Origin of the sequence: Streptomyces sp. NPDC056479 (assembly GCF_042795335.1) — a bacterium.
In the GTDB taxonomy this organism is placed as follows: domain Bacteria; phylum Actinomycetota; class Actinomycetes; order Streptomycetales; family Streptomycetaceae; genus Streptomyces.
Genome location: NZ_JBHTRZ010000014.1, coordinates 121,352 through 148,350, shown reverse-complemented (window position 1 = coordinate 148,350; position 26,999 = coordinate 121,352). Strand labels below are relative to the sequence as shown.

24 protein-coding genes are annotated in these 26,999 nt (G+C 71.4%); 14 read left to right on the top strand and 10 right to left on the bottom strand.

Going from position 1 to position 26,999, the window contains the following annotated elements:
* The first annotated feature begins 21 nt into the window (after positions 1-21).
* The 5 genes from ACFQ6S_RS41510 to sucD all read left to right on the top strand — a co-directional run bounded on the left by ACFQ6S_RS41510 (position 22) and on the right by sucD (position 7,600).
* The gene (locus tag ACFQ6S_RS41510; protein ID WP_383421092.1) at positions 22-1,185 is read left to right on the top strand and encodes a VWA domain-containing protein; all 1,164 of its coding nucleotides are present in this window, start codon (positions 22-24) and stop codon (positions 1,183-1,185) included.
* A gap of 262 nt (positions 1,186-1,447) precedes the next feature.
* Positions 1,448-2,554: a hypothetical protein gene (locus tag ACFQ6S_RS41505; RefSeq protein WP_383421089.1), complete on the top strand. Its 1,107-nt coding sequence runs from the start codon at positions 1,448-1,450 to the stop codon at positions 2,552-2,554.
* A 287-nt stretch (positions 2,555-2,841) separates the two neighbouring features.
* A complete protein-coding gene (locus tag ACFQ6S_RS41500; protein ID WP_383421086.1) occupies positions 2,842-4,977 on the top strand; it encodes a hypothetical protein in 2,136 nt (711 codons plus the stop codon).
* A gap of 529 nt (positions 4,978-5,506) precedes the next feature.
* Entirely contained in the window at positions 5,507-6,688 is a 1,182-nt protein-coding gene (sucC, locus tag ACFQ6S_RS41495) for an ADP-forming succinate--CoA ligase subunit beta (protein WP_383421083.1), read from the top strand.
* A gap of 27 nt (positions 6,689-6,715) precedes the next feature.
* The gene (gene sucD / locus ACFQ6S_RS41490; protein ID WP_383421080.1) at positions 6,716-7,600 is read left to right on the top strand and encodes a succinate--CoA ligase subunit alpha; all 885 of its coding nucleotides are present in this window, start codon (positions 6,716-6,718) and stop codon (positions 7,598-7,600) included.
* An 87-nt stretch (positions 7,601-7,687) separates the two neighbouring features.
* Here sucD and ACFQ6S_RS41485 read toward each other — a convergent pair whose 3' ends face one another.
* Positions 7,688-8,779, bottom strand: a complete 1,092-nt coding sequence (locus ACFQ6S_RS41485) for a helix-turn-helix domain-containing protein (RefSeq protein WP_383421077.1) — start codon at positions 8,777-8,779, stop codon at positions 7,688-7,690.
* A 96-nt stretch (positions 8,780-8,875) separates the two neighbouring features.
* On the opposite strand from ACFQ6S_RS41485, the gene ACFQ6S_RS41480 reads away from it, so the two are divergent.
* Complete coding sequence (locus ACFQ6S_RS41480) at positions 8,876-10,816, top strand: DUF6350 family protein (RefSeq protein ID WP_383421074.1); 1,941 nt, start codon at positions 8,876-8,878, stop codon at positions 10,814-10,816.
* Positions 10,817-10,854: 38 nt separating this feature from the next.
* Here ACFQ6S_RS41480 and ACFQ6S_RS41475 read toward each other — a convergent pair whose 3' ends face one another.
* Positions 10,855-11,646, bottom strand: a complete 792-nt coding sequence (locus ACFQ6S_RS41475; protein WP_383421071.1) for a hypothetical protein — start codon at positions 11,644-11,646, stop codon at positions 10,855-10,857.
* Positions 11,647-11,919: 273 nt separating this feature from the next.
* Here ACFQ6S_RS41475 and purN point away from each other — a divergent pair, with 273 nt between their 5' ends.
* Complete coding sequence (gene purN / locus ACFQ6S_RS41470) at positions 11,920-12,549, top strand: phosphoribosylglycinamide formyltransferase (RefSeq protein ID WP_383421068.1); 630 nt, start codon at positions 11,920-11,922, stop codon at positions 12,547-12,549.
* Positions 12,546-14,111, top strand: coding sequence for a bifunctional phosphoribosylaminoimidazolecarboxamide formyltransferase/IMP cyclohydrolase (gene purH / locus ACFQ6S_RS41465; protein ID WP_383421065.1), 1,566 nt, complete (start codon positions 12,546-12,548; stop codon positions 14,109-14,111). Before purN ends, purH begins: the two co-directional genes overlap by 4 nt.
* Positions 14,112-14,159: 48 nt before the next feature.
* On the opposite strand, the gene ACFQ6S_RS41460 is transcribed toward purH, so the two are convergent.
* Both ACFQ6S_RS41460 and ACFQ6S_RS41455 read right to left on the bottom strand, forming a co-directional pair.
* Entirely contained in the window at positions 14,160-15,923 is a 1,764-nt protein-coding gene (locus tag ACFQ6S_RS41460; RefSeq protein WP_383421062.1) for a protein kinase, read from the bottom strand.
* 133 nt (positions 15,924-16,056) lie between these two features.
* The gene (locus ACFQ6S_RS41455; protein WP_383421059.1) at positions 16,057-16,275 is read right to left on the bottom strand and encodes a hypothetical protein; all 219 of its coding nucleotides are present in this window, start codon (positions 16,273-16,275) and stop codon (positions 16,057-16,059) included.
* 182 nt (positions 16,276-16,457) lie between these two features.
* Between ACFQ6S_RS41455 and ACFQ6S_RS41450 the strand changes: the two genes are divergently transcribed.
* On the top strand, positions 16,458-18,890 hold the full coding sequence (locus ACFQ6S_RS41450) for a WD40 repeat domain-containing protein (protein ID WP_383421056.1): 2,433 nt from the start codon (positions 16,458-16,460) through the stop codon (positions 18,888-18,890).
* On the opposite strand, the gene ACFQ6S_RS41445 is transcribed toward ACFQ6S_RS41450, so the two are convergent.
* Positions 18,887-19,264 carry an ATP-binding protein gene (locus tag ACFQ6S_RS41445; RefSeq protein ID WP_383421053.1) on the bottom strand — a complete coding sequence of 126 codons (378 nt, stop codon included), beginning with the start codon at positions 19,262-19,264 and terminating at the stop codon, positions 18,887-18,889. The two genes, ACFQ6S_RS41450 and ACFQ6S_RS41445, sit on opposite strands and share 4 nt — an antisense overlap.
* A complete protein-coding gene (locus ACFQ6S_RS41440) occupies positions 19,261-19,449 on the bottom strand; it encodes a hypothetical protein (RefSeq protein WP_383421050.1) in 189 nt (62 codons plus the stop codon). Before ACFQ6S_RS41440 ends, ACFQ6S_RS41445 begins: the two co-directional genes overlap by 4 nt.
* 116 nt (positions 19,450-19,565) lie before the next feature.
* On the opposite strand from ACFQ6S_RS41440, the gene ACFQ6S_RS41435 reads away from it, so the two are divergent.
* Together ACFQ6S_RS41435 and ACFQ6S_RS41430 are read left to right on the top strand one after the other, a co-directional pair.
* Positions 19,566-20,426: a Scr1 family TA system antitoxin-like transcriptional regulator gene (locus ACFQ6S_RS41435; RefSeq protein WP_383421047.1), complete on the top strand. Its 861-nt coding sequence runs from the start codon at positions 19,566-19,568 to the stop codon at positions 20,424-20,426.
* Entirely contained in the window at positions 20,398-20,595 is a 198-nt protein-coding gene (locus tag ACFQ6S_RS41430; protein WP_383421044.1) for a DUF397 domain-containing protein, read from the top strand. Before ACFQ6S_RS41435 ends, ACFQ6S_RS41430 begins: the two co-directional genes overlap by 29 nt.
* Here the strand turns inward: ACFQ6S_RS41430 and ACFQ6S_RS41425 are convergent.
* The 4 genes from ACFQ6S_RS41425 to ACFQ6S_RS41410 all read right to left on the bottom strand — a co-directional run bounded on the left by ACFQ6S_RS41425 (position 20,592) and on the right by ACFQ6S_RS41410 (position 24,459).
* Positions 20,592-21,170 carry an ALF repeat-containing protein gene (locus ACFQ6S_RS41425; RefSeq protein WP_383421042.1) on the bottom strand — a complete coding sequence of 193 codons (579 nt, stop codon included), beginning with the start codon at positions 21,168-21,170 and terminating at the stop codon, positions 20,592-20,594. The two genes, ACFQ6S_RS41430 and ACFQ6S_RS41425, sit on opposite strands and share 4 nt — an antisense overlap.
* A gap of 197 nt (positions 21,171-21,367) precedes the next feature.
* Positions 21,368-22,942 carry a protein kinase gene (locus ACFQ6S_RS41420; protein ID WP_383421039.1) on the bottom strand — a complete coding sequence of 525 codons (1,575 nt, stop codon included), beginning with the start codon at positions 22,940-22,942 and terminating at the stop codon, positions 21,368-21,370.
* Positions 22,939-23,688: an FHA domain-containing protein gene (locus ACFQ6S_RS41415; protein ID WP_383421036.1), complete on the bottom strand. Its 750-nt coding sequence runs from the start codon at positions 23,686-23,688 to the stop codon at positions 22,939-22,941. Before ACFQ6S_RS41415 ends, ACFQ6S_RS41420 begins: the two co-directional genes overlap by 4 nt.
* 153 nt (positions 23,689-23,841) lie before the next feature.
* Positions 23,842-24,459 (bottom strand): hypothetical protein, encoded by a 618-nt coding sequence (locus tag ACFQ6S_RS41410; RefSeq protein WP_383421033.1) that lies wholly within the window; start codon positions 24,457-24,459, stop codon positions 23,842-23,844.
* Positions 24,460-24,727: 268 nt separating this feature from the next.
* On the opposite strand from ACFQ6S_RS41410, the gene ACFQ6S_RS41405 reads away from it, so the two are divergent.
* The 3 genes from ACFQ6S_RS41405 (at position 24,728) to ACFQ6S_RS41395 (ending at position 26,746) form a co-directional block, all read left to right on the top strand.
* Positions 24,728-25,582: a bifunctional methylenetetrahydrofolate dehydrogenase/methenyltetrahydrofolate cyclohydrolase gene (locus tag ACFQ6S_RS41405; protein ID WP_383421031.1), complete on the top strand. Its 855-nt coding sequence runs from the start codon at positions 24,728-24,730 to the stop codon at positions 25,580-25,582.
* The gene (locus ACFQ6S_RS41400; RefSeq protein ID WP_383421028.1) at positions 25,572-26,048 is read left to right on the top strand and encodes a DUF3017 domain-containing protein; all 477 of its coding nucleotides are present in this window, start codon (positions 25,572-25,574) and stop codon (positions 26,046-26,048) included. The genes ACFQ6S_RS41405 and ACFQ6S_RS41400 overlap by 11 nt, the downstream gene beginning before the upstream one ends.
* Positions 26,049-26,254: 206 nt before the next feature.
* Complete coding sequence (locus tag ACFQ6S_RS41395; protein WP_383421025.1) at positions 26,255-26,746, top strand: helix-turn-helix domain-containing protein; 492 nt, start codon at positions 26,255-26,257, stop codon at positions 26,744-26,746.
* Positions 26,747-26,999: the final 253 nt, after the last annotated feature.

Below are 26,999 nucleotides of genomic sequence, written 5' to 3'. Positions count from 1 at the left end.
GCCTCGTGAGGGAGTGTGCCGATGACGACCGAGACGACGGATCCGGCCCGGGAGCGGTTGCGACGGTGGCGGATGGTGCTCGGCGGGGACGACGCCGACGGCACCGGGTGCGCGCTGTCCGGGAAGGACGCCGCGATGGACGGGGCGTTGAGCGCGCTCTACGGGAAGGGAGACAAGGCACAGTCGGGGAAGGACCGTTCGGCGGGGCTCGGGGCGTCGGCGCCGTCCGTGGCGCGCTGGCTCGGGGACATCCGGACGTACTTCCCGTCCTCCGTCGTACAGGTCATGCAGCGGGACGCCATCGACCGGCTCGGACTGTCCGCGCTGCTGCTGGAACCGGAGATGCTGGAGGCGGTGGAGGCGGACGTGCACCTCGTCGGCACGCTGCTCTCGCTCAACCGGGCGATGCCGGAGACCACCAAGGAGACGGCACGGGCGGTCGTGCGCAAGGTCGTCGAGGACCTGGAGAAGCGGCTGGCCACCCGTACCCGGGCCACCCTCACCGGTGCTCTCGACCGCAGTGCCCGTATCAACCGGCCCCGCCACCACGACATCGACTGGAACCGCACGATCGCGGCCAACCTCAAGCACTACCTGCCGCAGTACCGGACGATCGTGCCGGAGCGGCTCATCGGGTACGGGCGGGCGTCGCGGTCCGTGAAGAAAGAGGTCATCCTCTGCATCGACCAGTCGGGGTCGATGGCGGCGTCCGTGGTGTACGCGTCGGTGTTCGGGGCCGTGCTCGCGTCCATGCGGTCCATCAGCACGCGGCTCGTCGTCTTCGACACCTCCGTCGTCGACCTCACCGACCAGCTCGACGACCCGGTCGACGTGCTCTTCGGCACGCAACTCGGCGGCGGCACGGACATCAACCGGGCGCTCGCGTACTGCCAGTCGCAGATCACCCGGCCCGCGGAGACGGTGGTCGTGCTGATCAGCGACCTGTACGAGGGAGGGATACGGAAGGAGATGCTCAAGCGGGTGGCCGCGATGAAGGCGTCTGGGGTGCAGTTCGTGGCGCTGCTCGCGCTGTCGGACGAGGGGGCGCCGGCCTACGACCGGGACCACGCGGCCGCGCTCGGCGCACTGGGGGCACCGGCCTTCGCGTGTACGCCCGATCTGTTCCCCGAGGTGATGGCGGCGGCCATCGAGAAGCGGCCGATTCCGGTGCCGGACACCGTATGAGGGCGGCGGACGCGGGACACCGTGTGCGGAGGAGCCGGCGGGGAATTACCGGTGATTTGTCGACCTGTTGACGACCGACTTCAGCCAGCAAAACGGACATGCGTACCCATCGGTAGCGGGGGGCTTGCGCGACCGCAGGAGGGGCGTGCAAGGATCGGCGTCTCGTGAGCGGTGCGCCGTTGCGCCGCCCGTCCGTATCGCGTCCAGCCGACTCGTCGCGTCACGTGTACTTCGTTCCGCCGCACGGGAGGACCACCCCGCCTTGACCTGGTCAGCCACCTTGCCGGGTGCCGCCGTGCGCGTTCTGCGCGCAGCGGCCGGGCGGCGTGCGCTGCAACTGGTGCTGGTGGTGGGCGGTTTGTTCGCGCTCGGCTTCCTTTGCGGGGAGCGGGCGTATGCGGCGGACGGGGTGTCGGTCGGGGCGTCGTCCGCGTCGGCCGTTTCGTCCGCGTCGGACACCACTTTGTCGGCCGGACCCCGGTCGTCCGCCGAGGGCGGCGCGGTCGAGCGGCTCCTCAAAGCACCCGCACCCGCACCCGCGGTCGCCGAGCCCGGCGTGCACCACGAGTCGACGGTTCCGCCCGGCAAGCCGGCTCAGGACCCGGCCCCGCAGGTGCGGGCACCCAAGGTCCAGCAACCCCCGGCTCACGAACCCCAGGACCAGGCACCCCAGGACCAGGCACCGCAAGCCGCCACCGGCACCCACCGCGTCACCCACACCGTCGGCACCCAACTCGTGCAGCCGGTCGGCGATGTCGTGCGCACGGTGACCGCGGATGTCGTCGCGGGGCTGGCCGAGGTGCAGGCGAAGGTGCCGCCGCTCGCGGCGTTGCCCGCACTGCCGACGGCGCCCGAGGCGCCGACGTGGCCGGGCTGGCCGGGGTGGGAGTTCCCAGCGGTTCCCGGGCTCCCGGACCTTCCGGGCGCAGAGTTGCCCGCGCTGCCCGACCAGACGCTGCCCGCTCCCGTCACCGGGACGCCGCAGCCGGGGTCGGGCGCCCCCGCGCCGGTCGACGGTCGTGGCGACAAGGGGCGTACGGGCAAGGGACGTAGTGGCAAGGAGACGACCGCCGCCTACGGGCCCCGTTTCGTCGTCGATGTCGCCGTGCCCCACGCCGCGGCAGTCGGTGACACGCACCTCACGTCGCCCTCCGGTCACGCGCCCGCGCACCAGGCGCCGGCCGACCACCCGGGCGGTGTGCTGGGCAGCCACGCGGCGGGCGACAGCGGTACGCCGAGGCACGGGGACGCGCAGGCGGTCTCGTTGAGCCGGCGGGTGTCGTTGGGGCTGGTGCCGGGCGCCGCCGCTCGTGTGGATGCGGACGAAGTCAAGGACAGGCACCGGGACATTCCGGTTTCCCCCGCGTAGGCGCTTGGGTGCGTAGGCCGTAGGCCACGCCTCCCGCCCCGTCCGTCCGGACACTCCCCGGTTCCGGATGTCCCTGGATTCCATATCCACCGGACACCCCGGATATCCCCGGACACCCCCGGACGGAAGCCGCCGGAGCCGAACCTGGTCCAGCTGGTCCCCGACTTCACGGACCGCGACCGGAAACGGCGCCGGAATGTCCTCAACCGTCCGAAGTCCCGGAGCTCATCGCAGCCGCGATCTCCGAGGACCTTCGGAACCCCAAGATCTAGGGATCCGACGCACGCATGAACAAGAACATCCGCCGTTCGATCGTGATAGCCGCCGGTGTCACCGGCGCGTGGGCGCTCGGTTCGACCGCCGCCAGCGCGGACGAACTGCCCGCCTCCACCCTCTCCGTACCCGACAAGGCCACCGACGTGACCGACGCGGCCGACAGCACCGACGCCCCCGGCCTCCTCGGCGGCGTCACCGACACCGTCGACGGAGTCGTCTCCGGTGTGACGGACACCGTCTCCGGCGTGACAGAGGGCGTCACCGACGGCGCCACCCACAAGGTCGCCGACACCGCCGGTACCGCCGGGACGACGCCCGCGAACACCGCCGACCAGGCCCGTCGTTACGTCGACGCCAATGTCGCCGTCCCCTCCGCCACCAAGGCGAAGGGCGCGGCCCAGGCCATCCAGGGCGCCAAGGCCGCGCGCTCGGACAAGGCCGCGGCCCAGGTCGCCGCGCAGGCCGGCGCCGGTGTCTCCGCCGCCGTCGCCGAGGTCAGCGAGGCGTCTCAGCACCCCACGCACGCGCCGCACACCCCTCGCGCGCCGCACACCCCGCACCACCCCGGCACCATCGACTACCTCTTCGGCCCCCTCGCCGCCTTCGCCCCCGAGCTGGAGCAGGCGCTCGCCGCCACGCAGACCAAGCTGCAGGGCACCCAGGCGGCGGCCCGTGCGCAGGCGCAGGGCGTCGAGGGTGTCGCACGGACGAAGGCGCAGTACGCAGTCGCCGGCGCGGGGCGTACCGCGGCGGGTGCGGGCGAGGTCGCGCAGGCAGCCGTCGCCCATGCCGACGGCGAGGTCGCGGGCACGGCGACGTTCGCCTCCTCCACCGTCTCGGGCCGGGTCGGCACCGTCACGGCGGCCGCCGAAGCCTCCGTCTCCGCCGTCCCGAGCCATGTCACCGGCACGGTCGGCGGCGTCGAGCAGCGCGTCGTCGGCACCGTCGCCACCGTCCCCGGCACGGTCACCCCGGTCGTCGAGCAGACCGCCGACGCGGTCGTCCCGCCGGTCGCCACCGAGGCCGTGCACGGTGTCGTCCCGGTCGCCCACGGCGCCGTCCGCGGTGTCGTCCCGGCCGCAGGGCACGCGGTCGCCGGTGTCGTCCCCGTCGCCACCGGCACCGTGGCCGGGGTGACTCCCGTCGCCGGGCACGCGGTGGACGGTGTCCAGCCGGTGGCCGCTGACGCGGTCGCCGGCGTTCAGCCCGTCGTCGGCCGGGCGGTGGACGGCGTGGTCCCGGTCGCCCACGGTGCCGTGGCCGGTGTCGCCCGGACCGCAGGGCACACGGTCGGTACCGCGACCGCACTGGCGTACGGCGTCGTCGCCGACGTCCGGCCGGTGGCGGGCGAGGCCGTCGCGGGCGTCCGGCCGGTCGCCACCGGTGCCGTCCAGGGGGTGCGGCCCGTGGCCCATGGCGCGGTCGGCGACGTGCAGCACCTCGCCCACGGCACCGTGGCCGAGGTCCGGCCCATCGCCGTCGGCGCCGTCTCCGACGTGCGGCCGGTCGTGCACGGGGTCGCCGCCGATGTACCGCCGTACGCCACCGGCCTGGTCGGCCAGGTCGGCGCGGACGTCACCGGCAGCGTCCTGCCGCCCGTCGCGGACACCGCCGCGCACGGGGTCGTCCCGGTCGCCGGGCAGGCCGTCGCGGACGCGGGCGGGCTGGCGTACGGCGTGGCCGGCGACGTCCAGCCGTTCGCGGGCGGTGTCGTCGGCGAGGTCGACCCTCTGGTGCACGGAGTGGCGGGGCAGGCCGTCCCCTTCGCCGAGGGCGTCGGCGAGCAGGTACCGCCGTTCGCTTACGGGGTCACCGGTGCGGTGCAGCCGGTCGTCGACACGGTCGCGGACACCGTCCGGCCGGTCGTGGACGGCGTCGGAGGCAGCGCCATGAACCTGGGGTACGGCGTCACGGACGACGTCCGGCCCTTCGCGGGCGGTGTCGTCGGCCAGGTCGACCCCTTCGCACACGGGGTGGCCGGGCAGGTCGCGCCCTTCGCCGACGGCCTGACCGGCACGGTCCAGGACTCGGCCGGTCCGCTGGGCGGCAACGCCGTCACCGGCGTGCAGGACGTCGCCCGGTCGATCACCCCGGGTTACGCGCAGGGCCTGCACCAGAACCTCCCGGGCGGCGCGTACCGCATCTGACCCCACCCCCACGTCGCCGAGTGCGACACACCAGCCGCCAGGGGGCGCCCCCTCTGGCGACCGACGACTCCGCGGGGCAGACGGCCCCGGACGGCCGAAAGCCGTCGGCCCATCCGGCCGGAACCCCGCGGACGGGCCGGGTGATCCCCATTGGGGTGGGGATCACCGGCCCATGGCCCACAGGGGCGGCCCATTCGTGCCCCTTCGGGCTGTTCAAGGGACCTCACCGGGTCAACCCCAACCCGGTGAGGTCCTGCCCGGGCCGCTCCCCGGCACCCTCGCGACACCTCACATTCGGCACGCCGTGCCAGTGATCTGCGCTGATCGCGGCATCATGTGACAGGTATCACCGCTCAGGTGTGACCCTCGATTTAGGGGCCCTCCGCAACCAGCGATAACCTGCGAGACGGACATGCCGCGCGCTCGGACACCGTGTGCGCCTCCCTTGTGACAGCGGACGTCACGTTGCCCTTCGCGGCACGCCCACGCATCCAACGAACCGCGAGATCACTGATAGGGACGGAAGCGCGTGGACCTGTTCGAGTACCAGGCGAGGGACCTCTTCGCCAAGCACGATGTACCGGTGCTGGCCGGTGAAGTCATCGACACGCCTGAGGCGGCCCGCGCAGCCACCGAGCGTCTTGGTGGCAAGTCCGTCGTCAAGGCCCAGGTGAAGGTCGGCGGCCGTGGCAAGGCCGGTGGCGTGAAGCTCGCCGCCACCGCGGACGAGGCCGTCGCCCGCGCGACGGACATCCTCGGCATGGACATCAAGGGCCACACGGTCCACAAGGTGATGATCGCCGAGACGGCCCCGGAGATCCTGGAGGAGTACTACGTCTCCTTCCTCCTCGACCGTGCCAACCGCACCTTCCTCTCCATCGCCTCCGTCGAGGGCGGCATGGAGATCGAGGAGGTGGCGGCCACCCGCCCGGAGGCCGTCGCCAAGATCGCGATCGACGCCATCGACGGCGTGGACGAGGCCAAGGCCCGCGAGATCGTCGAGGCCGCCAACTTCCCGGCCGAGGTCGCGGACAAGGTCGTCAACGTCCTGATCACGCTGTGGGACACCTTCATCAAGTCGGACGCCCTCCTCGTCGAGGTCAACCCGCTCGCGAAGGTCGCCTCCGGTGACGTCATCGCCCTCGACGGCAAGGTGTCGCTCGACGAGAACGCCGAGTTCCGCCACCCCGAGTACGAGGAGCTGCACGACAAGGACGCGGCCAACCCGCTCGAGGCCGCCGCCAAGGAGAAGAACCTCAACTACGTCAAGCTCGACGGCGAGGTCGGCATCATCGGCAACGGCGCGGGTCTCGTCATGAGCACCCTCGACGTCGTCGCGTACGCCGGTGAGAACCACGGCAACGTCAAGCCGGCCAACTTCCTGGACATCGGCGGTGGCGCCTCCGCCCAGGTCATGGCCAACGGCCTCGAGATCATCCTCGGCGACCCGGACGTCAAGTCCGTCTTCGTCAACGTCTTCGGTGGCATCACCGCGTGCGACGAGGTCGCCAACGGCATCGTCCAGGCCCTCAAGCTCCTCGAGGACCGCGGCGAGAACGTCACCAAGCCGCTCGTCGTCCGCCTCGACGGCAACAACGCCGAGCTCGGCCGACAGATCCTCACCGACGCCAACCACCCGCTGGTCCAGCGCGTCGACACCATGGACGGCGCGGCCGACAAGGCCGCCGAACTGGCTCACGCCGCCAAGTAAGCACTCAGGACGAGGACACCAAACACCATGGCTATCTGGCTCAACAAGGACAGCAAGGTCATCGTCCAGGGCATGACCGGCGCCACGGGCATGAAGCACACCAAGCTCATGCTCGGTGACGGCACCGAGGTCGTGGGCGGCGTGAACCCGCGCAAGGCGGGTCAGACCGTGGACTTCGACGGCACCGAGGTACCCGTCTTCGGGACCGTCAAGGAGGCCATCGAGGCCACCGGCGCCAACGTCTCCGTCATCTTCGTGCCGGAGAAGTTCACCAAGGACGCGGTCGTCGAGGCCATCGACGCCGAGATCCCGCTGGCCGTCGTGATCACCGAGGGCATCGCCGTGCACGACACGGCGTCCTTCTGGGCGTACGCCGGCAAGAAGGGCAACAAGACCCGGATCATCGGCCCGAACTGCCCCGGCATCATCACCCCGGGCCAGTCGAACGTCGGCATCATCCCGGGCGACATCACCAAGCCGGGCCGTATCGGCCTGGTCTCGAAGTCCGGCACGCTGACGTACCAGATGATGTACGAGCTGCGTGACATCGGCTTCTCGACCGCCGTCGGCATCGGTGGCGACCCGATCATCGGCACCACGCACATCGACGCGCTCGCCGCGTTCGAGGCCGACCCCGACACCGACCTGATCGTCATGATCGGCGAGATCGGTGGCGACGCCGAGGAGCGGGCCGCGGACTTCATCGCGAAGAACGTGACCAAGCCGGTCGTCGGCTACGTCGCGGGCTTCACCGCGCCCGAGGGCAAGACCATGGGCCACGCCGGCGCCATCGTCTCCGGTTCGTCCGGCACCGCCCAGGCGAAGAAGGAGGCCCTGGAGGCCGCGGGCGTCAAGGTCGGCAAGACGCCGACCGAGACCGCGAAGCTCGCGCGCGAGATCCTGGGCGGCTGAAGGCAGTAACGGCACTCGGCCGATCGTTGGTGGGCCCGTTCCCGGTATGGGGGCGGGCCTGCCCGCGTTCTCGCCGCCACGCGCGCGTCAGAGCGGCTGTGGCGCCAATCGCCGAGGTCCCTGCGGCCACTCCTCCCGCAGCTTCCTGCGCAGCTCCCGCTCCCACTCCGACAGCGGTCCCGGCGCCATCCTGGGCGGCACTCCCCGCACCGTGGACCCCGGTGGCACCGGCGGCTCGTACTGCGTCGGGGCCGTGCGCAGGGTCAGCGCCGTCGTTCCGATGAGGGCCACCGTGAACGCGATCGCCGCCCGCGTCCAGAAGCGTGCCCGGCGTTCGCTGCCGTCGCGCACCGTCGTCGGCCTGGCCGCGCGCAAGCGCTCGACGGCGGCCAGTTCGGCGAGACGGTCGTGCAGTTCCGTGGGGTCGGACAGGTCCGGGAGGCGGGTGGCGACGGCGGTGCGGGCGTGCAGGAGGCGCTTGGCGGTGGCCGGTGTGCTCGCCTCCGTCTCGGCCGCCGTCTCGGGCAGGTCCAGGCCGACACCGTCGTAGAGGACGAGCGTGCGGCGCTGCGGTGGCGGGAGTTGGAGGAGCACGCCCAGCAGGGCGCGGTCGAACGCGTCGGAGGGCGGCGGTTCGGGGTGCCGGTAGCGGGGGCGGAACCGGTGCCAGGGGGAGAGCGCGAAGTCGTACGCCGTCGCCCGCACCCAGCCCGCCGGATCCCGGTCGCGGGCCACCTCCGGCCAGCGCTGCCAGGCGGACTGGAAGGCCCGCTCGACCGACTCACGCGCGAGTTCGCGGCGCCCGGTGAGCAGATAGGTCTGCCGTACGAGGGAGGGCGCGCAGAAGGCGTAGAGCGCGTCGAAGGCCTGGGCCGGGGTGAGCCGGCCCTCGGGTACGGCGGCGCCGCCGACGCTGTCGACCACGGGCTGATCTGTCATCACCTCGGGCTCCTCCGCGTGTTTCTGACCCTCCGTCTCCTCGGCCAGGCACGTAAGCAGTTGCGCGTACGCCTCCCGCCGCCGGCCGCTCGGTGTCGTGCGGCCGTCCTCCCACGCGCGTACCGTCTCGCGGCTGACCCCCACTCGTGCCGCGACCTGAGCCTGCGTCAATGAACCGGCCTCACGCAGGCGTCGGCGCTCCTTCGGCGGGGGGAGCGGGGGTGCGGGGGTCTGTGCCATCAGCCACCCCTTTGTCCGAAAAAGTACATAAACATATATTGGGCGACACATCGGGGGTTCGCCCGTTACGACGGAAAAGCGCGTGTCGTTGGGAGCATGGCGAGCGTGATCGAGATGACCGCTCGCCGAATGCCCCTGCTCACGCGCATGCGCCGTCGAACGCCCGGTCTGGGCGCCAGTCTCTTCAGTGGCGCGGTGGCGGCGGGGCTGGGGCTCGGCATGTTCGCCGTGCTGGTGATCGTGCTGTGGATCAGCTCGCCGTATCCGGACAGCGGGCCGGGCGGCGCGCTGCGGATCGCCGCCGTGCTGTGGCTGCTGGCACACGGCGCCGAACTGGTCCGTATGGACACGCTCTCCGGCGTCCCCGCGCCGGTCGGTGTCACCCCGCTGCTGCTGCTCGCGCTGCCGGTGTGGCTGGTGCACCGGGCGGCACGGGACGCGGCGGCGGACGGCGGCGAGGAGGTGCCGCTGGTGTCAGTGGGTACGGCGTGGGCGGGCGTCGTGCTCGGGTACCTCGGGGTCGGCTTCGCGGCCGCGGTGTACTCGGCGGGGGGCGAGCTGCGGCCGGCGTGGATGTGGACGGTGGTGCGGGTGCCGCTGGTCGCGATGGCCGCGGCGGGGGCGGGGGTGTGGTCGGCGTGCGAACGGCGTCCCGAGGTGGTGGACGGTCTGCTGGTCGTGCTGCCAGCGCGGGTACGGCGGCTGGTGCCCGGGGCGGAGGGCCGCGCCCGGGCCGGTACCGCGGCTCGGGCGGCGGGGGCCGGTGCGGCGGCGCTCGCCGGAGGCGGGGCGGTTCTGGTGGGCGGGGCGCTGGTGTGGCACGGCGCGGCGGTGCAGGGGTCGTTCCTCGATCTGACGGCCGGCTGGTCGGGTCGGCTCTCGGTGCTGATGCTGTGCGCGTCGTTGGTGCCGAACGCGGCGGTGTGGGCGGCGGCTTATGCCCTCGGCCCGGGGTTCGTGCTCGGGACGGGGCATGTGGTGGGGCCGCTCACCTCTGCATCGGCGCCGTCGCTGCCACCGTTCCCCCTGCTGGAGGCAGTGCCGGAGGCGGGGGTTGACGGGCCGTTGTGGTGGGGGATCGGAGTGGTGCCGGTGCTGGCCGGGGTGGTGGTCGGGTGGTTCGTGGCGAGATGGGGGGAGGGGGACGAGGCGCGGTACGGAAGCGGCCAGGGGGCGGCGGCTGCCTCCTCCGGGAGCGGGCCTGCGCCCGAAGTGGCCTGGTCGCCCGGGCTGACGGCCGGGACCGCCGCGCTGGCCGCCGGGTTCTGCGGGGTCGTCGTCGCCGTGCTGTCCATGCTGTCGGGTGGGCCGCTGGGGGTCGGGGTGCTCGCGCGGTTCGGGCCGGTGTGGTGGCAGACGGGCGCGGCGACGCTGGTGTGGGTCGCGGTGGTGGCGGTGCCGGTGGCGGTGGTGGTGCGGGGCTGTCGGTGCTGGGTGGGGCAGCGGCACCGGGCGGGCTCGGGGAGCGAGACGCGGGGTCGCCGGGTGGGGCCGGGCCGCGCGGAGTCGGTGAGCGCGTCGCAGGGGAGGGTGATCGGCAAGCCTCGGGTGGCGGAGCCGGTGGGGTCCGAGGAGCCGGGGGAGGGCGAAGGAAAGCCGACGGACTCGAAGACGCGGCTTCCGGCCCACGGCAAGGACATGCCGGTCAAGGCGTCGACACGGAATCAGGCCGATCCGAGCCAGGCCGACGAACAGGACTTCCCGTACGGGACGTACGACCACGACACGACCTTCGAGCCGGACGGCTTCTCGCCCGGCGACCCGCCACCGGAGCCCCCGCCGACGTCCTGGCAGGAGGTGCCGGAGCCGCCGGACACACAGGAGGAACCTGACGTACCGAATCCACGGGACGCGCAGCAGCCGCCGACCGAGCTCGAATCACCGGACACCCCGCAGCAGTCGTCAGCCGAGCACGGGCCCCGCAACACCCAGGAGCCGTCAGCCGGGCCCGAGTCGCCGGCCCCCGTACCCGAGACCCCGACCACCCAGACGCCCCCGGACCCAGCGCAGGCACCGGACTCGCCGAAGGCGCCCTGAGGAGGCCCCGTCAGACCCGCCCGTCGAACCCGCCCGCCTCAGCTCCCCGCGCCCAGAATCCCCCGCAGCTCCTTCGGCAGATGGTCACTGCACGCCTGCTTCGCCTCGTTGGTCAGTGCGTCGCTTCGGCAGGTGTAGTACTCGCTGTACACCACCTGCGCCGCGAACCCGGCCGCGACCACCGCGATGGCGAGGGACGCCGTGACCAGACCGCTCACCGCCGCCGTCGTCTGGGGGCGGCCGGAGGTCTGGGGGGCCGGGTTGTCCGGGTCGGGGGTGCGGGGCTTGGCGCGCAGGGCGCTGATGCCCCAGTAGAGGGACAGCGCGCCGAGCAGCAGGGCCAGGTACGGCCAGCTGAACAGTGCGAAGAAGAAGGCCCACATACCGGACAGCAGGGCGTAGCGAGCGCGGCGCTGGGTGGGGTCGGTCGGATCCCAGCGCATGCCTGTGCCGGGGCCGCCGGATCCGGAGCCGTCCTGGCCGCCACGGGGGCGGTTGTCGCCGAAGCCGCCGTTGGAACGGCCCGGCTGGCGGTCGCTCCACTGGTTGCCCCAGGGTGAGCGGTCACCGCCCTCGTCGGAGTCCTGTGAGTCGTCCTCGCCCGACGGGCGCCGGGGCTGCCACGGGCGGTCCGGGGTGCCCTCCGGCGGCGGCGCGAAGGGGTTGTCGTCCTGCCCCTGGCCGCCGCTGCCCTGCTGGTCGCCCTGCTGCCCGCCCGAAGGGGCGTCCGGCGGCGAGGTGGGGCGCTCCCGCAGCAGCACGCCGCTGTGCTCCCCTCCCTGCAAGGACTGCGGGGGGAGCGTGAGGAGTCGCAAGCTGCGGTCCGGCATCAAGTGAGCGTCTTCCCCTTGGTGAACGACTGATCCGACATGAGCTGTCATTTGCTGAACGCGCAGCACCACAAGCGCGTTCCCGGGCCAGCTCCCCCCAGACGCTACCTTCCGGCCACGCCCCCGTCCCGTGGGGGCTCTCGGGAGTGCCGGTATCGTTGCTGACGGTCGGCCGCTTCGTAGACTTCCCCGTATTCCGGGGCGTGATGCATTCGTATGAATATACAAAGCGTCGTCCGCACGAAGAACGCACCCCCGAGAAAGGGCCCCACCGTGGCCGCCAAGCCCGTGGCCAAGCGCCTCGTCGTGCTGGTCTCCGGATCCGGCACCAACCTGCAGGCGCTCCTCGACGAGATCGCCGCCGTCGGTCCCGAGGCGTACGGCGCCGAGATCGTGGCCGTAGGGGCCGACCGCGAGAACATCGAGGGGCTGGCGCGGGCCGAGCGCGCCGGGCTGCCGACCTTCGTGTGCAGGGTCAAGGACCACGCCGGCCGTGAGGAGTGGGACGCCGCCCTCGCCGAGGCCGTCTCCGCCCATGAGCCCGACATCGTGATCTCCGCCGGGTTCATGAAGATCGTGGGCAAGGAGTTCCTCGCGCGCTTCGGCGGCCGGTTCGTGAACACCCACCCGGCCCTGCTCCCCAGTTTTCCCGGCGCCCACGGCGTCCGCGACGCGCTCGCGTACGGCGCCAGGGTCACCGGCTGCACCGTCCACTTCGTCGACGACGGCGTCGACACCGGGCCGATCATCGCGCAGGGCGTGGTCGAGGTCCGGGACGAGGACGACGAGAGTGCTCTGCACGAGCGCATCAAGGAAGTCGAGCGAAGGCTGCTCGTCGAGGTCGTGGGGCGGATCGCCCGCAACGGCTATCGCATTGAGGGACGAAAGGTAGTTATCCAGTGACCGCCGAGAGCAACAAGCGGGCCATTCGACGGGCGCTCGTCAGCGTCTACGACAAGACCGGTCTGGAAGACCTCGCGCGCGGCCTGCACGAGGGGGGCGTCGAACTCGTCTCCACCGGCTCCACGGCCGCGAAGATCGCCGCGGCCGGCGTCCCGGTCACCAAGGTCGAGGAGCTCACCGGCTTCCCCGAGTGCCTGGACGGCCGCGTCAAGACCCTGCACCCGCGCGTGCATGCCGGCATCCTCGCCGACCTGCGCCTGGACAGCCACCGCGAGCAGCTCGCCGAGCTGGGCGTCGAGCCGTTCGACCTGGTCGTCGTCAACCTCTACCCGTTCCGCGAGACCGTCGCCTCCGGTGCCACGCCCGACGAGTGCGTCGAGCAGATCGACATCGGCGGTCCGTCGATGGTGCGCGCCGCCGCCAAGAACCACCCGTCCGTGGCGGTCGTCACCAGCCCGGACCGTTACGCCGACGTCCTCGCGGCCGTCCGCGACGGCGGCTTCGACATCACCACCCGCAAGCGGCTCGCGGCCGAGGCCTTCCAGCACACGGCGGCGTACGACGTGGCCGTCGCGAGCTGGTTCGCCTCCTCCTACGCCCCCGTCGACGACTCTCAGTTCCCCGACTTCCTCGGCGCCACCTGGGAGCGCGAGAACACCCTCCGCTACGGCGAGAACCCGCACCAGCCGGCCGCCCTGTACGTGGACGGCAACGGCGGCGGTCTCGCCAAGGCCGAGCAGCTGCACGGCAAGGAGATGTCGTACAACAACTACACGGACACGGACGCCGCCCGCCGTGCCGCGTACGACCACACCGAGCCCTGCGTCGCGATCATCAAGCACGCCAACCCGTGCGGCATCGCGGTCGGCACGGACGTCGCCGAGGCGCACCGCAAGGCGCACGCCTGTGACCCGCTGTCGGCGTTCGGCGGCGTGATCGCGGTCAACCGTCCGGTCAGCAAGGAGATGGCGGAGCAGGTCGCCGAGATCTTCACCGAGGTCATCGTCGCGCCCGACTACGAGGACGGCGCCCTCGAAGCCCTCGCCAAGAAGAAGAACATCCGCGTGCTGCGCTGCCCCGAGGGCCCCGGCAACCCCGTCGAGGTCAAGCCCATCGACGGCGGCGCCCTCCTCCAGGTCACCGACCGCCTCCAGGCCGACGGCGACGACCCGGCGAACTGGACCCTGGCGACGGGCGAGGCGCTCTCCGCCACGGAGCTGGCCGAGCTCGCCTTCGCGTGGAAGGCCTGCCGGGCCGTGAAGTCCAACGCGATCCTCCTCGCCAAGGACGGCGCCTCGGTCGGCGTCGGCATGGGCCAGGTCAACCGCGTCGACTCCGCGAAGCTGGCCGTGGAGCGGGCCGGCGCCGAGCGCGCGCAGGGTTCCTACGCCGCCTCCGACGCCTTCTTCCCCTTCCCCGACGGCCTGGAGATCCTCACCGAGGCCGGCGTCAAGGCCGTGGTCCAGCCGGGCGGTTCGGTCCGCGACGAGCAGGTGGTCGAGGCCGCGAAGAAGGCGGGCGTCACGATGTACTTCACCGGGACGCGGCACTTCTTCCACTGAGCCGTACAGGTCGCAGGGCCCGCCGTGCCTCGGACGGCGGGCCCTGTGTCATGTCGAACTGCGCAGCGCCGCCCAGGTGTTGGGCCCCACCTCGCCGTCCACCTCAAGGCCCTTGGCCCCCTGGAACTGCTTCACGGCGGCCAGCGTGGCGGTGCCGAACTCACCGTCCACGCCCGACGAGCCGACGCTGTAGCCGCGCTTGGTGAGCATGCATTGCACCTGGACCACGCGCTGGCCCTTGTTGCCCTGCACGGTGAGCTCGGTGCCGGAGTAGTACGTGCACTGGGAGATCCAGGGCGGGGTGGCGGGCGTTTCGGGTGCCGTCGGGGTGGGGGTGGCGGTCGGGGTGGTCCCGCCGTCGGACGGGGTGGAGGCGTCGTCGGCGGGGGTGGGCCGGGTTCCGCCCGTGCCGCCGTCGGAGGTCGCGTTGGAGCTCTCGGACGCCGTGACGTCCGATTCCCCAGGCTCCGCCTTCTCCGACTCCTTCTTCTTGCCGGAGGGCGAGGCGGAGGAGGTGGGGAGGGGGGAGGAGTTCCGTGCGGGGCCGGGGAGGGCGCTTTCGGCCGCCCCCGGTCTGGCCGACGCCGTCTCGTCGAGGGGCGCGCGGGTGAGGGCGAACGCCCCCGCTGCGACCGCGCACACGGCGAGACCCGCGGCGACGGCGAGGTAGACCCTGCGTCTGCTCCGCCTGGCGCCGTTCTCGGGGGCCGGCGTCTGTGTAGGGGTGGCGTGCTGCCAGGGCGGCGTAGGCGATCCGGACACGGGGCCGGGGCCCGGGAAGGCCGGCGGCTGCACCGGCGTACGCAATTGGACGGTCTCGTGGACGGAGCCCCGCTCCAGCTCCTCGCAGGCCTGCCGCCGGGCGAGCAGCCGGGCGGCCAGCGGCTCGTGCCAGGAGGCCGGGTGGCCGTGGGCGTATCCGGCGGCCATGGCGGCCTCGATGAGTTGCCGCGGGAGGGGGCGGCCGGCGGGATCCTTGGCGAGGCAGGCGGACATCAGGGCGGCCAACGCGGGGTCCACGGCCGAGAGTTCGGCCATGATCTCCTGCTTGGGCTCCTCGAAGGCGACCCGGTGCATCACATCGACGCCCGTACCGTCCCCGAACGGGGCGTGTCCGGTGGCGGCGTAGATCAGGCTCCCGGCGAGCGAGAAGACGTCGGACGCGGTGTCGCAGCGGCCCTCGCGCAGATACTCGGGCGCCATGAAGGCGGGCGTGCCGACCCGGCTGCCGCTCGAGGTGATCGCGCTGCCGTCGGCGGCCTGGGCGATGCCGAAGTCGATGACATGCGTGCCCTGCTGGGACAGGATCACATTGGACGGCTTGAGATCCCGGTGTACGACGTCGGCGGCGGCGAGCGCCGACAGCGCCTGCCCCATCTCCGCGACCAGCCGCCACACCCCGGCACGCTCCAGCCTGCCGCACTCGCGCACCGCCTCGGCGAGGTTCAGACCGGGGAGGTACTGCGTCGCCATCCACAGCAGCGAGTCGTCGAACCCGGTGCCGAGCAGGTCCGGCGTCCGGGGCGTGTGCACCCGGGCGTGCACGGCGGCCTCCCGCTCGAAGCGCCGCCGGAACCGGGGGTCTTCGGCGTACTCGGGACGGATCACCTTGACGGCGACGAGGCCGGGGGCGTTGTCGGCGGGGCGGGCGACGTAGACGTGGCCCATGCCGCCGCTGCCGAGGAGGCCGAGGGGAAGGTAGGGGCCGATGCGCGTCGGGTCCGCGGACCGCAGCGGGCGCGCCCCGGCCTGCTGCAATGCGGCGCCCTCGGACGCCGGAGGGCGCGGCGGCGTCGGCCGTTCGTCTGACATGGGTTCCCCCGATGTGCTGCCTTCTCGCAACGTGCTCTCGCGTCACGCAAGTTGACGAAAGGCTACCGCTCACGACGTCCGCCCGTACGTGGTGCACTCACGTACGGGCGGTGGCACCCCGCCGTTATGACGGTCAACGGATGAGGGAGCGCAGGACGGGGATGCTCGCGCCGGTCGTGGTCAGTCCGGCGATGACTGCGGCCGCACCGGGCACGCCGGTGAACGCTGTCAGGACGCCGATGGCGAGACCGATCGCCAGCGCGGCGAGCAGGACGACGGCGGTGTGAAGGGACAGGAACGGCGGTTCGGATGCGGGTCCGTTGGCGGACTGCTGGTTCTGGGCGTTCGTCATGCATCGACTGTGGACCCGCACGGTGCCATGGCTTGAGCTGGTCGAACGAAGTCATTCGAGATCAGCGTTCGGCCGAACCGCCTCCGTCCGAGGCCCGGTTCAGGTCTGTTCGCCGAAGTTCGGTGCCGTTCGGCCGCGGTCCCTCTACCCTGCCCAGCACAGTATGAGGGGGGCCCGGCACCATGGATGAGCGCCAGAGCGGACAGCACGACGAGAACGCGTACGACAAGGCATTGGAGGCGCAGGGACGGGCGCTGCGAGAGCTGCGCGCGGACCGGGGGGAGAAGTCCTACCGCCTCATCGATGAGCGTGCCCTGGACCTGTTCGGCAAATCGCTGCCCAAGGCGACGCTGAGCGACGCGTTCAGAGGCAGACACATCGGCATCGACCGGTTGATGCTGCTCGTGCGGACTCTGATGTCCTGGGACCAGTACGGGCAGGAGTGTCCCGCGCCAAGTCACAATCTCGACGCTCTGGCGCCATGGCGTTCGAACGGCAAGCGTCTGATCGCGCTACGGCCCAGACGCGCCCGACCCGAACCGGCCCGGCAGACCCGGGAACCGTTGCCGCCGGTCGAACCGCCGCAGCTGGATCACGAGAGCAGTCCGGCCCCCGAGATCGAGCCCGAGATCGAGCCCGAGCCCGAATCCGCTCCGCCGCCTGTGAACACCGAGCGGCTTTTCATCGTCCAGCCCCGCGAAACCGCCGAAGATCCGTACTATGACGCGCCCATCGGGGACGTTCGGTACGTGCCGATGGGCATGCCCTTCGCCACGCACGCCCGGGTCTGTTCCGTGGCGTTCTCCCCGGTCAGCGGCCTGATCGCAGTGGGCGGGAACAGTGGCTTTTCCGGGAGCGTACGGCTGTGGGATTCGGCCAAGCTCCTCCCCGTCGGTGACCCCCTCCCCGCACCCGGCTCCTACACCTCGGTCCTCTCGCTGGCCTTCTCGCCGGACGGAAGCCTGTTGGCCGTCGGTGACGACAAGCGTTCCGTGCACCAGTGGGACCCGGCCACTCGCACCCTGGTCGGTGAACCGCTCACGCATGCGAGCGCGGTCCGCTGCATGGCGTTCTCGCCCAACGGGCGCCATCTCCTCACAGGGGGAGCCGACGGCACCATGCGCCAGTGGGCCGCGGCCACCCGAGAATCCGTCGGTGAAGTCTTCGACGCGCATCACGACGCGGTGTCCTCGATCGAGTTCAACCCGGGCGGTCGCCTGCTCGCCACCGGCGGTAACGATGGCATTGTGAGGCTGTGGGACGCATCGACCTTCGCCATGGTCGGAGAACCCCTCGTCGGACGCGAAGGCACGGTCTCCTCGGTCGCCTTCTCCCCGGACGGACGTCTCCTCGCCGTCGGCGGCAGTGACCACACCGTATGGCTGTGGGACGTGGCGACCGGTGAGACGGTCGGCGAGCCCCTGGAGCACAAGAGCCCGGTCTTCTCGGTGGCGTTCTCTCCACACGGACACCTCGCGGTCGGTGTCGACGACGGCACCGTGCGGCTGTGGGACCCGGGAACCCACACTCCGATCGGCGACCCTCTCATCGCGGACTACTCCGCTGACGACTCCGCAGTCGTCTCGGTGACGTTCTCCGCGGACGGCCGTCGACTCGCCGCCGGCAGCAAGAACGGCAGGGTTCGGCTCTGGCGGCGGGCGACCGGCAGCCGACCGGCACGCCCCGCGGCGGCGCCCTCCTCGCTCGCCGCGCGGATGGTGGTGGGCGCGATGCACCGTGGATCCGCGGCGAGTATCGGGTTGCTCGACGACACGTACTTCTTGGTGCGAGCCGTGGCGTTCGCTCCGGACGGTGCCTTGTTCGCGACCGGCGGTGCCGAAGGCGTGCTGCTGTGGGACCTGGCCACCCGTCGCCCGATCGCAGACCCGATGACCGGACACAGCGGCACCGTCTCGTCGTTGGCGTTCTCTCCGGACGGTCGGCTCCTGGCAAGCGGCGCCGACGGCATGGTCCAGCTATGGGACGCCTGCACCCGCACGCCGGTCGGCGACCCAATCCCCCACAACGGCACCGTCCACGCCCTGGCCTTCTCGCCGGACGGCGCCCTGCTGGCCAGCGGCGACAGACACGGTGTGCGGCTGGCGGACCAGGCCACGCACACCCCGGTCGGCGAACGTCTCAGTCACTACGAGGCGGTCAATTCGGTGGCGTTCTCGCCGGACGGTCGCCTCCTTGCCATGGGCGGCCCCGGCGCGGTGCGGCTGTGGGACGCGGCAACCCGACCGGCGAGCAGTGAGCTCCTGACCCGCAATGGGGACGGAACCTACTGGGTGGCGTTCTCTCCCGACGGCGGTCTGCTCGCCACCGGTGGACCGGACGCCTTGCGGCTGTGGGATCCACACAGCGGCAAGCCGGTGGGCGATCCCCTCCCACGCACCGGCCCGGTCTTCGCCGTGGCGTTCTCCCCGGACGGTCGTCTCCTCGCTGTCGCCGGCGGCGACGACGGCTTCGTCCAGTTGTGGGAACGGGACACCCTGGCACCCGTTGGCGAGCCGCTCCCGGGATGCAACGGCCCGGTCTTCGCCGTGGCGTTCTCTCCGGACTCTTCGGTCCTGGCGGTGAGCGGCGAGCGGGGAACCGTCTTCTGGACCTAGGGTCCCGGAACCGGAGGCTCGCACCAGACGGTCTTGCCGTGGGCGTTCTGCTCGACGCCCCAGCGGAGGGCGATGGCTTCGAGGAGCAGCAGACCGCGTCCGGACTCCTCGTCGAGGGCCGGGTTGCGCAGGACGAGCCATGAGTAGGGCAGGGGGTCGGTCACCTCCAGGCGGGTGCGGCCGTCCGGGGTGAGGAACAGGCGGACGGTGACCGGGGTGCCCTCGCCGATGTGGGTGATCACATTGCTCAGTAACTCGCTTACACAGAGCTGGACTTGGGGGCAGGGCGCGCCGAGGTGGTCGCGGACGGCTCGGCGTACCTCCGGTACGGCCTTGGGGAGGGCGAGCAGTTCGAGAACGAGCGGTTCGATCATCGTTCGGCCGCCCTGCGGAGGGCGGCGGCCAGCGCTTGGACCGTGGCGAGATTGCAGTTCCCGAGCGCGATGAGGGGACGTGCGGGCAGCGCGGTGAGGGACGGCAGATCGACGCCGAGGGAGGGGAGCGTGATGCCGTTCGCTTCCAGCGCGTTGCGGAGTTCTTCGAGGTGGGGGTCGGGCATGGGGGGAGGCCTCCGTGTGCGTTCCGTAGTGAATCGCTCACAGAGTGACGGGGAGTTGCGTACCGTCAAAGGGGTTTGGATTGCGCACGGTAACCGGCAAACAGTGGTGGTGAGTTGTGCCCGCACGCAAGGATCCCGACGCTTCGGTTAGCGTTCCCTGCTTCTACGGGGCCGAGTTGCGCTTCAAGAGGGAGGCGGCGGGGCTGACGCTGGAGCAGTTGGCCGAGGGGAGTTTCCGGGGGATCTCGTTCCTGAGTCAGATCGAGCGAGGTGAGCGGCGGATGCCGGACGATCTCGCCAAGCATGTGGATGAGCGGCTGGGGACGGACGGGTTTTTCCAGCGGCGGTGTGAAGACGCCGCCAAGGCGCGGAAAGCCGGAATCGCCGAGCACTTTGCGGACGTCGCCGAACTGGAGCAGCTGGCGCGGACCATTGAGGACTGGGCTCCCATTCTGGTGCCTGGGCTGTTGCAGACCGGGGCGTACGCCGCGGCGATTGGTCGGTCGGCGATGCCGCGAGCGTCAGACGCCGAGGTCGAGGCGGTCGTGAGTGCTCGTCTGGACCGAGCGAGGCTCTTCGCGGGGGAGTCGCCGCCGAAGCTCTGGGCGGTTCTCGACGAGTCGGTCATCCGGCGACGGGTGCTGCCGCCTGCGGGGATGGGCGAACTGCTGGACCACATCGCCGAGGTGGTCAGGGGCACACGGTCCATTGTGCAGATCGTCCCGGAAACCGCTGCGGCTCACCCGTTCATGATGGGACTGACGCGGATCATGACCTTCTTCGACGCGCCGCCGCTTGTGTACACCGAAGGTCTGCACAGTGGCCAAGTCATCGACTATCCGGCCCTCGTGATGGATTACCGCGAGTCGTACGATCTGCTCAGGGCCGCCGCTCTGCCGCCAGAGGCGTCCCTGGCCATGATCGAGGCAGCAGCGGAGGACTACAGGAATGAAGCCCAACAGCAACGCCGACTCTAGGTCCGTGCAGTGGCGCAAGAGCAGCTACAGCAGCGGGACCGGCGGTGAGTGCGTCGAGGTCGCCGACAACCTCCCCGGCATCATCCCCGTCCGCGACTCCAAAACCCCGGAGGGCCCCGCGCTGGTGTTCCCCACCCGCGCCTGGGCCCTCTTCGTCAAGTCCCTCTAGTCGACCTCGTACTGCCCGACCTCCAGGAAGTACCGGAGCTCCTCCGGCGTCCCGTCGATGGCCTCCGCCGCCGCCGCGCGCAGCGCGTCGCTGATGGTCGGGTTGGCCAGGATGCGGGCGATGCGGACGCGGTCGTCCTCGGCGCGGGCGAGGCGGTAACCGGTCTCCAGGAAGGCCCGCAGAGCCTCCGGAGTGTTGGCGTCGAGGGCTTCGTTGGCCTCCCTGATGACCGCCTTGTCGCTCTTCGGGTCGGCGGTGGCGAGGATGCGGGCGATCGCGACGCGGTCGTCCTCGGCCTGGGCTATCCAGCGGCCCGTCTCCAGGAAGTACCGCTGATCCTCGATCGTGCCGTCCATGGCCTTCTGCGCGGCGGCGTAGACGGCCTTGCCGGTGTTCGGGTCGCCGATGATCCGCATGATCGCGACGCGGACATCGTCGTCGGACATGTCGGAGTCAGTCGCCACAGCGGTGGCGGACGACGGTGCCGACGCGGCGGCGAGAGCCGGGGTGGCGAGCAGAAGTGCCGGGGCCAGGGCGGTGACGACGAGGGAGAGGGCGATACGGGTCGGTCTCAAGTGGGAAGCCTCCTTGTGGAGTTGTGAACCGTGCGTCTTGCGCCGGTGTGTGTATCTTCCCTCTATCCGCGCCGGAGATCACCGCAATAACCAAGCTGCGGCTTCCGGCCCTCCCCCGAGGAGACCGGAAGCCGCAGATCGGACACTTGCCACCGTGACGCCGACTCCGCGCGAGCGGTACCTCAGAGGTCTCAGGGTCACTTCTTGCCGGGCGGCGTGTACTCCTTGAGGTAGTGGGCGACGCGGGTGGCGTAGTCGCGGTACTTCGGGGGAACCCCGCCCGTGTTGTTCACGACCTTGGTCGAGGTGCGGTAGGCGGCCGCCAGCAGGACCTGGCGGTCGCCGGACAGGCCGGTCGGACGCAGGAGGGGCTCCATGTAGCAGAGGTAGCGGCCCACCGCCGGGATGGACTCGGCCGGTGTGAGGGGCGGCTTGGGGGTCTCCTCCGCGGGGACGCCGTCCGCGCGGATCCACCAGCGCAGCAGACTCGGCGTCCAGCGGGCGATGCCGTACTCGCCCTCCTTGCCGACGGAGGGGTCGGACAGGTCCGGGTCGAAGTTGCTCTCCGCCTTCAACAGGGCGGCGATCAGCGCGGGCGTGACCTCGGGCTGGACGCAGTCGTGGGCCGAGTCGACGATGACGCGCCGGTAGGCCACCGGGATGCCCTTGTCGGTACGTAGTTCGGCGGCGCCGTAGTTGGCGGTCGTGACCTTCGTGTTCTGGCCGCCCGGGGTCCCGCCGCCGTCGGTACCCTCCCCGGCCCAGGTGCTGATGCCGTACCCGAGGGCGGACACCGCCACCACAGCGCTCACGGCGGCCAGCATCGTCGTACGGCGGGAGCGGCGGCGGGGGAGGAGCGCCCGCGGCAGGCGCGGTGAGCGGGTCGTACCGGCCGCGGCCTCCACCCGGCGCAGCAGGTCCTGGGTGCCGACGCGGTCCTCGTGCGTGCGGGTCAGACAGTCCCGGACGATCTCCCGCCAGACGTCCGGCAGTTCGGGCGACAGCCGCAGGTCGTCGGTGCCGCGCGCATAGGCGGCGGCCGCGTCGCGGCGGGTCGACGGGGTGGCGCCCGGCAGCGGGAAGGAGCCGGCCAGCAGCAGGTGGGCCAGGACGCCGAAGGCCCACACGTCCGCCGAGGGGCGGATCCGGCGGCCCCGCTCGCCGATCTCCGACCACAGCAGCTCGGGCGGCGTGTAGTCGGGCGTCGAGAACGCGGGCGTGTACGCGTGCGTGCCCTCCAGCTCCGCCGCCATGTTGAAGTCGGCGAGCCGGGCCGAACCGTCCGCCATCAGCAGCACATTGGCGGGTTTGAGGTCGCCGTGCACCCAGCCCGCGTGATGCAGCTGCGCAAGACCCTCGCAGATCTGCGCGAGCAGCGCCGGACCCGCCTCGGGGCGCGGGTCCGCCGCGAGCAGGGTGGACAGGGAGCCCTCCGCCTTCTCCAGTACGAGGACGGTGGCGCCGTCGAGGGCGGGGCGCGCCGGGTCGTCGACGGTGAGGGTGTCGTACATCCGGATCAGCCGCGGCTGCTTCAGCCGGCGGTGCAACTCGACCTCGCGCTCGACGAGTTCGCGCAGATGGGTGAGCTGGCGGGGGGTTCCGGTTCCGGTGGGCAGGAACTTCAGGGCCGCCGTCCTCGGCTGTGCCTCGTCGTCCCCGGCGCGTCTGGCCTCGTACACGCTCCCGAACGCCCCCGTGGCGATCGGCTCCCGCACCTCCCACCCGCCCACCCGGTACCCCCTGGGCACCGGCACGGCGTAGGGCTCGGTCACCGCGCCACCCGGCCGGGCGCCGGCTCTCTGAGCACGACGAGGTCGTCCTCCCGTACCAGGTCGAACCGGAGCGCCAGCGACACCAGTGACTCCTTCTTGCCGTTGAGGCGCGGGCCGGTGTCCGCCGTCTCCGGGCCGGGCTTGAGGCGCAGTTTCACGGCGAGGTAGTCGATGTTCCACTGCACCGAGGTGCGCGAGGCCGCCGGCCAATGGGGGCGCAGCCGGTCCACGACCTGGTCGACGGTGGGCAGCGCGGCGTGCGGTTCACCGCGCAGGCGGGGTTCGCACAGGGCGGCGAGGACCGCGAAGTACCGCTTCGTACGGTCCACCGAGAAGGCCGGGGCGGTGGTCGCCCCGTCCGGGCTGCCCTCGGAGCTGAGGTAGTCGTGGCGCGGCGCCCACACCTCGATCGTCAGCAGATCGCCGGCCGCGGGCAGCACGATCCGTGAGAACTCGAACGGGATCGGCGCGTCCAACCGCCCCGGCCCCACCTTGATGTGCTCGCCCGCGCCTTCCGGGTTCTCGACGACGTACGTCTGCTCCCGGCTGAGGTTGCTCAGTATCCAGAAGGCGCCCTGCGCGGTGATCTCACCGGCTCTGCGGGACACCCCGTCGTGCGGGATCGCGAGGTCGTTGTCGGAAACGGATCGCCCGAAGCCGAGTCGTTCGCCGGGCGCCAGCCTGTGCTGGGCGGGATGGTTCTCGTCCTCCGTGGTCGGCGGAGGTACCACGATGATGCTGTACAAGGTGCGTCTCCCCGTGCCTGACGGCTACCCACGTCAGAGTAGGGCGACGCAGCCGGGCCGTGTCCCCCTGAAGCAGGTGAGACACGGCCCTCGGCTGTTATTGGCGTGAACCGATCCCTGGCCACCGCGTTTTCGGTGCAGGTCCGGTGTGCCTCAGTAGCGCGGGCGGTTGAACCACGCGGACGCCGCACCGTTGACCATCGAGGCGAGGATGATGCCGGCGATGGTGAGGGAGATCAGACCGCCGAAGGTGGCGGAGCCGTTCGCACCGTTCACGATGTTGACGATGCCGCCGAGGATCATCAGCGACGCGTACACGATCGTCGTGACGCGGATGCCGCTGCCGCCGTTCTTGAACTTCACGCCCAGGAAGATGGACAGCGCGCCCAGGGCCAGCAGAAGCGCCGCGACAAGGAAGCCGAGACCCGCCAGGCTGTCGGTGTCGTCACCCGCGCCGACGCCGTTGGACAGGTCCTGGGCGGCACCGACGGCGATGCCGGTGATGAGGCCGAACAGGATCTGGAAGCCGGCGAGGACGAAGAGCAGGACGCGGGACGTCTTCATCAGGCCCGGCATCTGCACCGGCATCATGTTCCCGCCCGGGTAGCCGGGGTAGGCCGGCTGACCCTGCGGGTAGCCGTAGGCGGGCGGCTGCTGCGGAGCGCCCTGCGGGTAGCCGTAGCCGGGCTGGCCCTGCGGGGGCTGCTGCGGGTAACCGGGCTGGCCCTGGGGAGGCGGGCCGTAGGGGTTGTTCGGGTCGCCGAAACTCATGGCGGTGTTTCCTCCGTTGTCCGAGTGCGGGGACGCGCGGCACGGTTCGGAGGAAGTTCTACTGATGCGGTTTGTCCCCCCGGTACTGCCCGCGGCACTGCAGTCACATCGTTCTTTAATCGGCTCTTACTTGTCCAGCCGCATTCCCTATGTGTTGTGCAAGTGCAACATCGCTGATCATGGGCGGATACGGGCGCAGATGGCGTGACGCAGACCACGGCCGGACCCGGATTGGATCGGGGAGGGCGTCATCTAGGAGGATGGAGTCATGACCGCCCAGATTCTCGATGGCAAGGCCACCGCAGCCGCGATCAAGTCCGACCTGACCGCCCGCGTGGCGGCGCTCAAGGAGAAGGGGGTCACGCCCGGACTCGGCACGGTCCTGGTCGGGGACGACCCCGGCAGCCAGAAGTACGTCGCCGGCAAGCACCGCGACTGCGCCCAGGTGGGCATCGCCTCCATCCAGCGGGAGCTGCCGGCCACGGCGACCCAGGAGGAGATCGAGGCCGTCGTCCGCGAGCTGAACGAGGACCCGGCCTGCACCGGCTACATCATCCAGCTCCCGCTGCCCAAGGGCATCGACGAGAACCGCATCCTGGAGCTGATGGACCCGGACAAGGACGCCGACGGCCTGCATCCGATGAACCTCGGCCGCCTCGTCCTCAACGAGCCGGCCCCGCTGCCCTGCACCCCCAACGGTGTCCTCACCCTCCTGCGCCGGTACGGCGTCGAGATCAAGGGCGCCGAGGTCGTGGTCGTCGGCCGTGGCGTGACCATCGGGCGTCCGATGCCGCTGCTGCTGACCCGGCGCAGCGAGAACGCGACCGTCACCCAGTGCCACACCGGCACCCGCGACCTGGCGTCGCATCTGCGCCGCGCGGACATCATCGTCGCGGCCGCCGGCTCCGCCCACCTGGTCCGCCCCGAGGACGTGAAGCCGGGCGCCGCCGTCCTCGACGTCGGTGTCTCGCGCAACGCCGAGGGCAAGATCGTGGGCGACGTCCACCCCGGTGTCGCCGAGGTGGCCGGCTTCATCTCCCCGAACCCCGGTGGCGTGGGCCCGATGACCCGGGCGCAGTTGCTGGTCAACGTGGTCGAGGCGGCGGAGCGCAGTGTCGGCTGAGGCGGGCTCCGACAAGGCGGAGGAGATCGAGGTCCGGGATCCGGTGAGCGCCCCGGACGCGGAGGGCGTGCCGCGTCGCACCACCCGCCGCTTCCCGCTGTTCACCAAGGACACGGCCCGCCCCGAGGGCGGCGGCCGCGCGGCGTCCGGTGATCTGCCGGCGCCCGCCCGGCAGTGGCCCGTACTCGTCGTGCTCGGGCTGGTCGGTGTCGGTCTGCTGGTCACCGCGCTCGATGTGTTCCGGGCCGGCGCCCTGCTGATCGGCGGCGCCCTGCTGATCGGCGCGGTGATGCGGTGGCTGCTGCCGAGCGTCGGCATGCTCGCGGTGCGCTCGCGCTTCACCGACATCGTGACGTACGGCGTACTGGGCCTCACGATCGTGCTGCTGGCGCTGATGGCACAGCCGGACCCGTTGCTGAGGCTCCCGTTCCTCAAGGACGCGCTGCACTTCACGGTGGAGAACTAGGCCCTGCGCGCGACGGCGGCCCGTCCTCTCCCCCGAGGAAGGACGGACCGTCGTCTGCGTCCACCCTCGGGCACGGCGAAGGGGCTGTTCAACGCCTGTCAGTGCGCTGTGGCACGGAAGTGACCGTTCCGCTACGTCGGGACAGGTCGGGAACCAATGCGCCGTGTCGTGTCGTCACCCGATCGGGTCTGGTTCGGAGGTGAGCGATGGGTGCCTGGCAGCCGCTGCCCGACGATCTGCCGTCGGAGGTGCGGCATTTCGTGGAGCAGTTGCGGCAGCTCAAGGACCGTACGGGCCTGAGCCTGGTCGCCCTGGGCGCGCGCACCGCGTACAGCAAGTCCTCCTGGCAGCGGTACCTCAACGCCACCCAGCCCCCGCCCCGGCAGGCGGTCGCCGCGCTGTGCCGGGTCGCGGGGATCGGCAAGGAGGAGGCGGAACGCTTCGGGGTGCGGTGGGAACTGGCCGTGCGGGCCTGGCCGAAGACCGTCCCGGTGCCGGAGAAGCCGGAGGGCACGGCGGACGTCGCGGGCGGCGAGGGGTACGCGGGCGACGAGTACGAGGACGATCCGACCCTGCCGTGGTGGGACGCGCCGCCCAAGAAGACCGGGCCGCCCTCGCGCCGGCTGCTGATGGTCGCCGTCATGCTCGCCGTGGCCCTGGTGCTGGCGGCGGTGCTCGGGGCCCTTGCGCTGGGATGAGCCCGGTGTGAGCCTCGCGTCTGACTTGCCCGAATACGGCACATGTGACGCGAGTGATCGTTTATGTGCTTTCTGTGTGTCGATGTGTTGACAAGTTCGCGGATTTGCAAGGAAGTCGTCGAGTAAGCGGGCTAGCGTGGTCGCTCGGGACGTCCGGGGCGTCCCGCTTGTCTGCAAGGGCTTACTGCCGTCTGTAAGGGCTTACTGCCAGGGTTGCGTCGGCCGCAGGGGGAAGCCGGTGGAACACTGGACG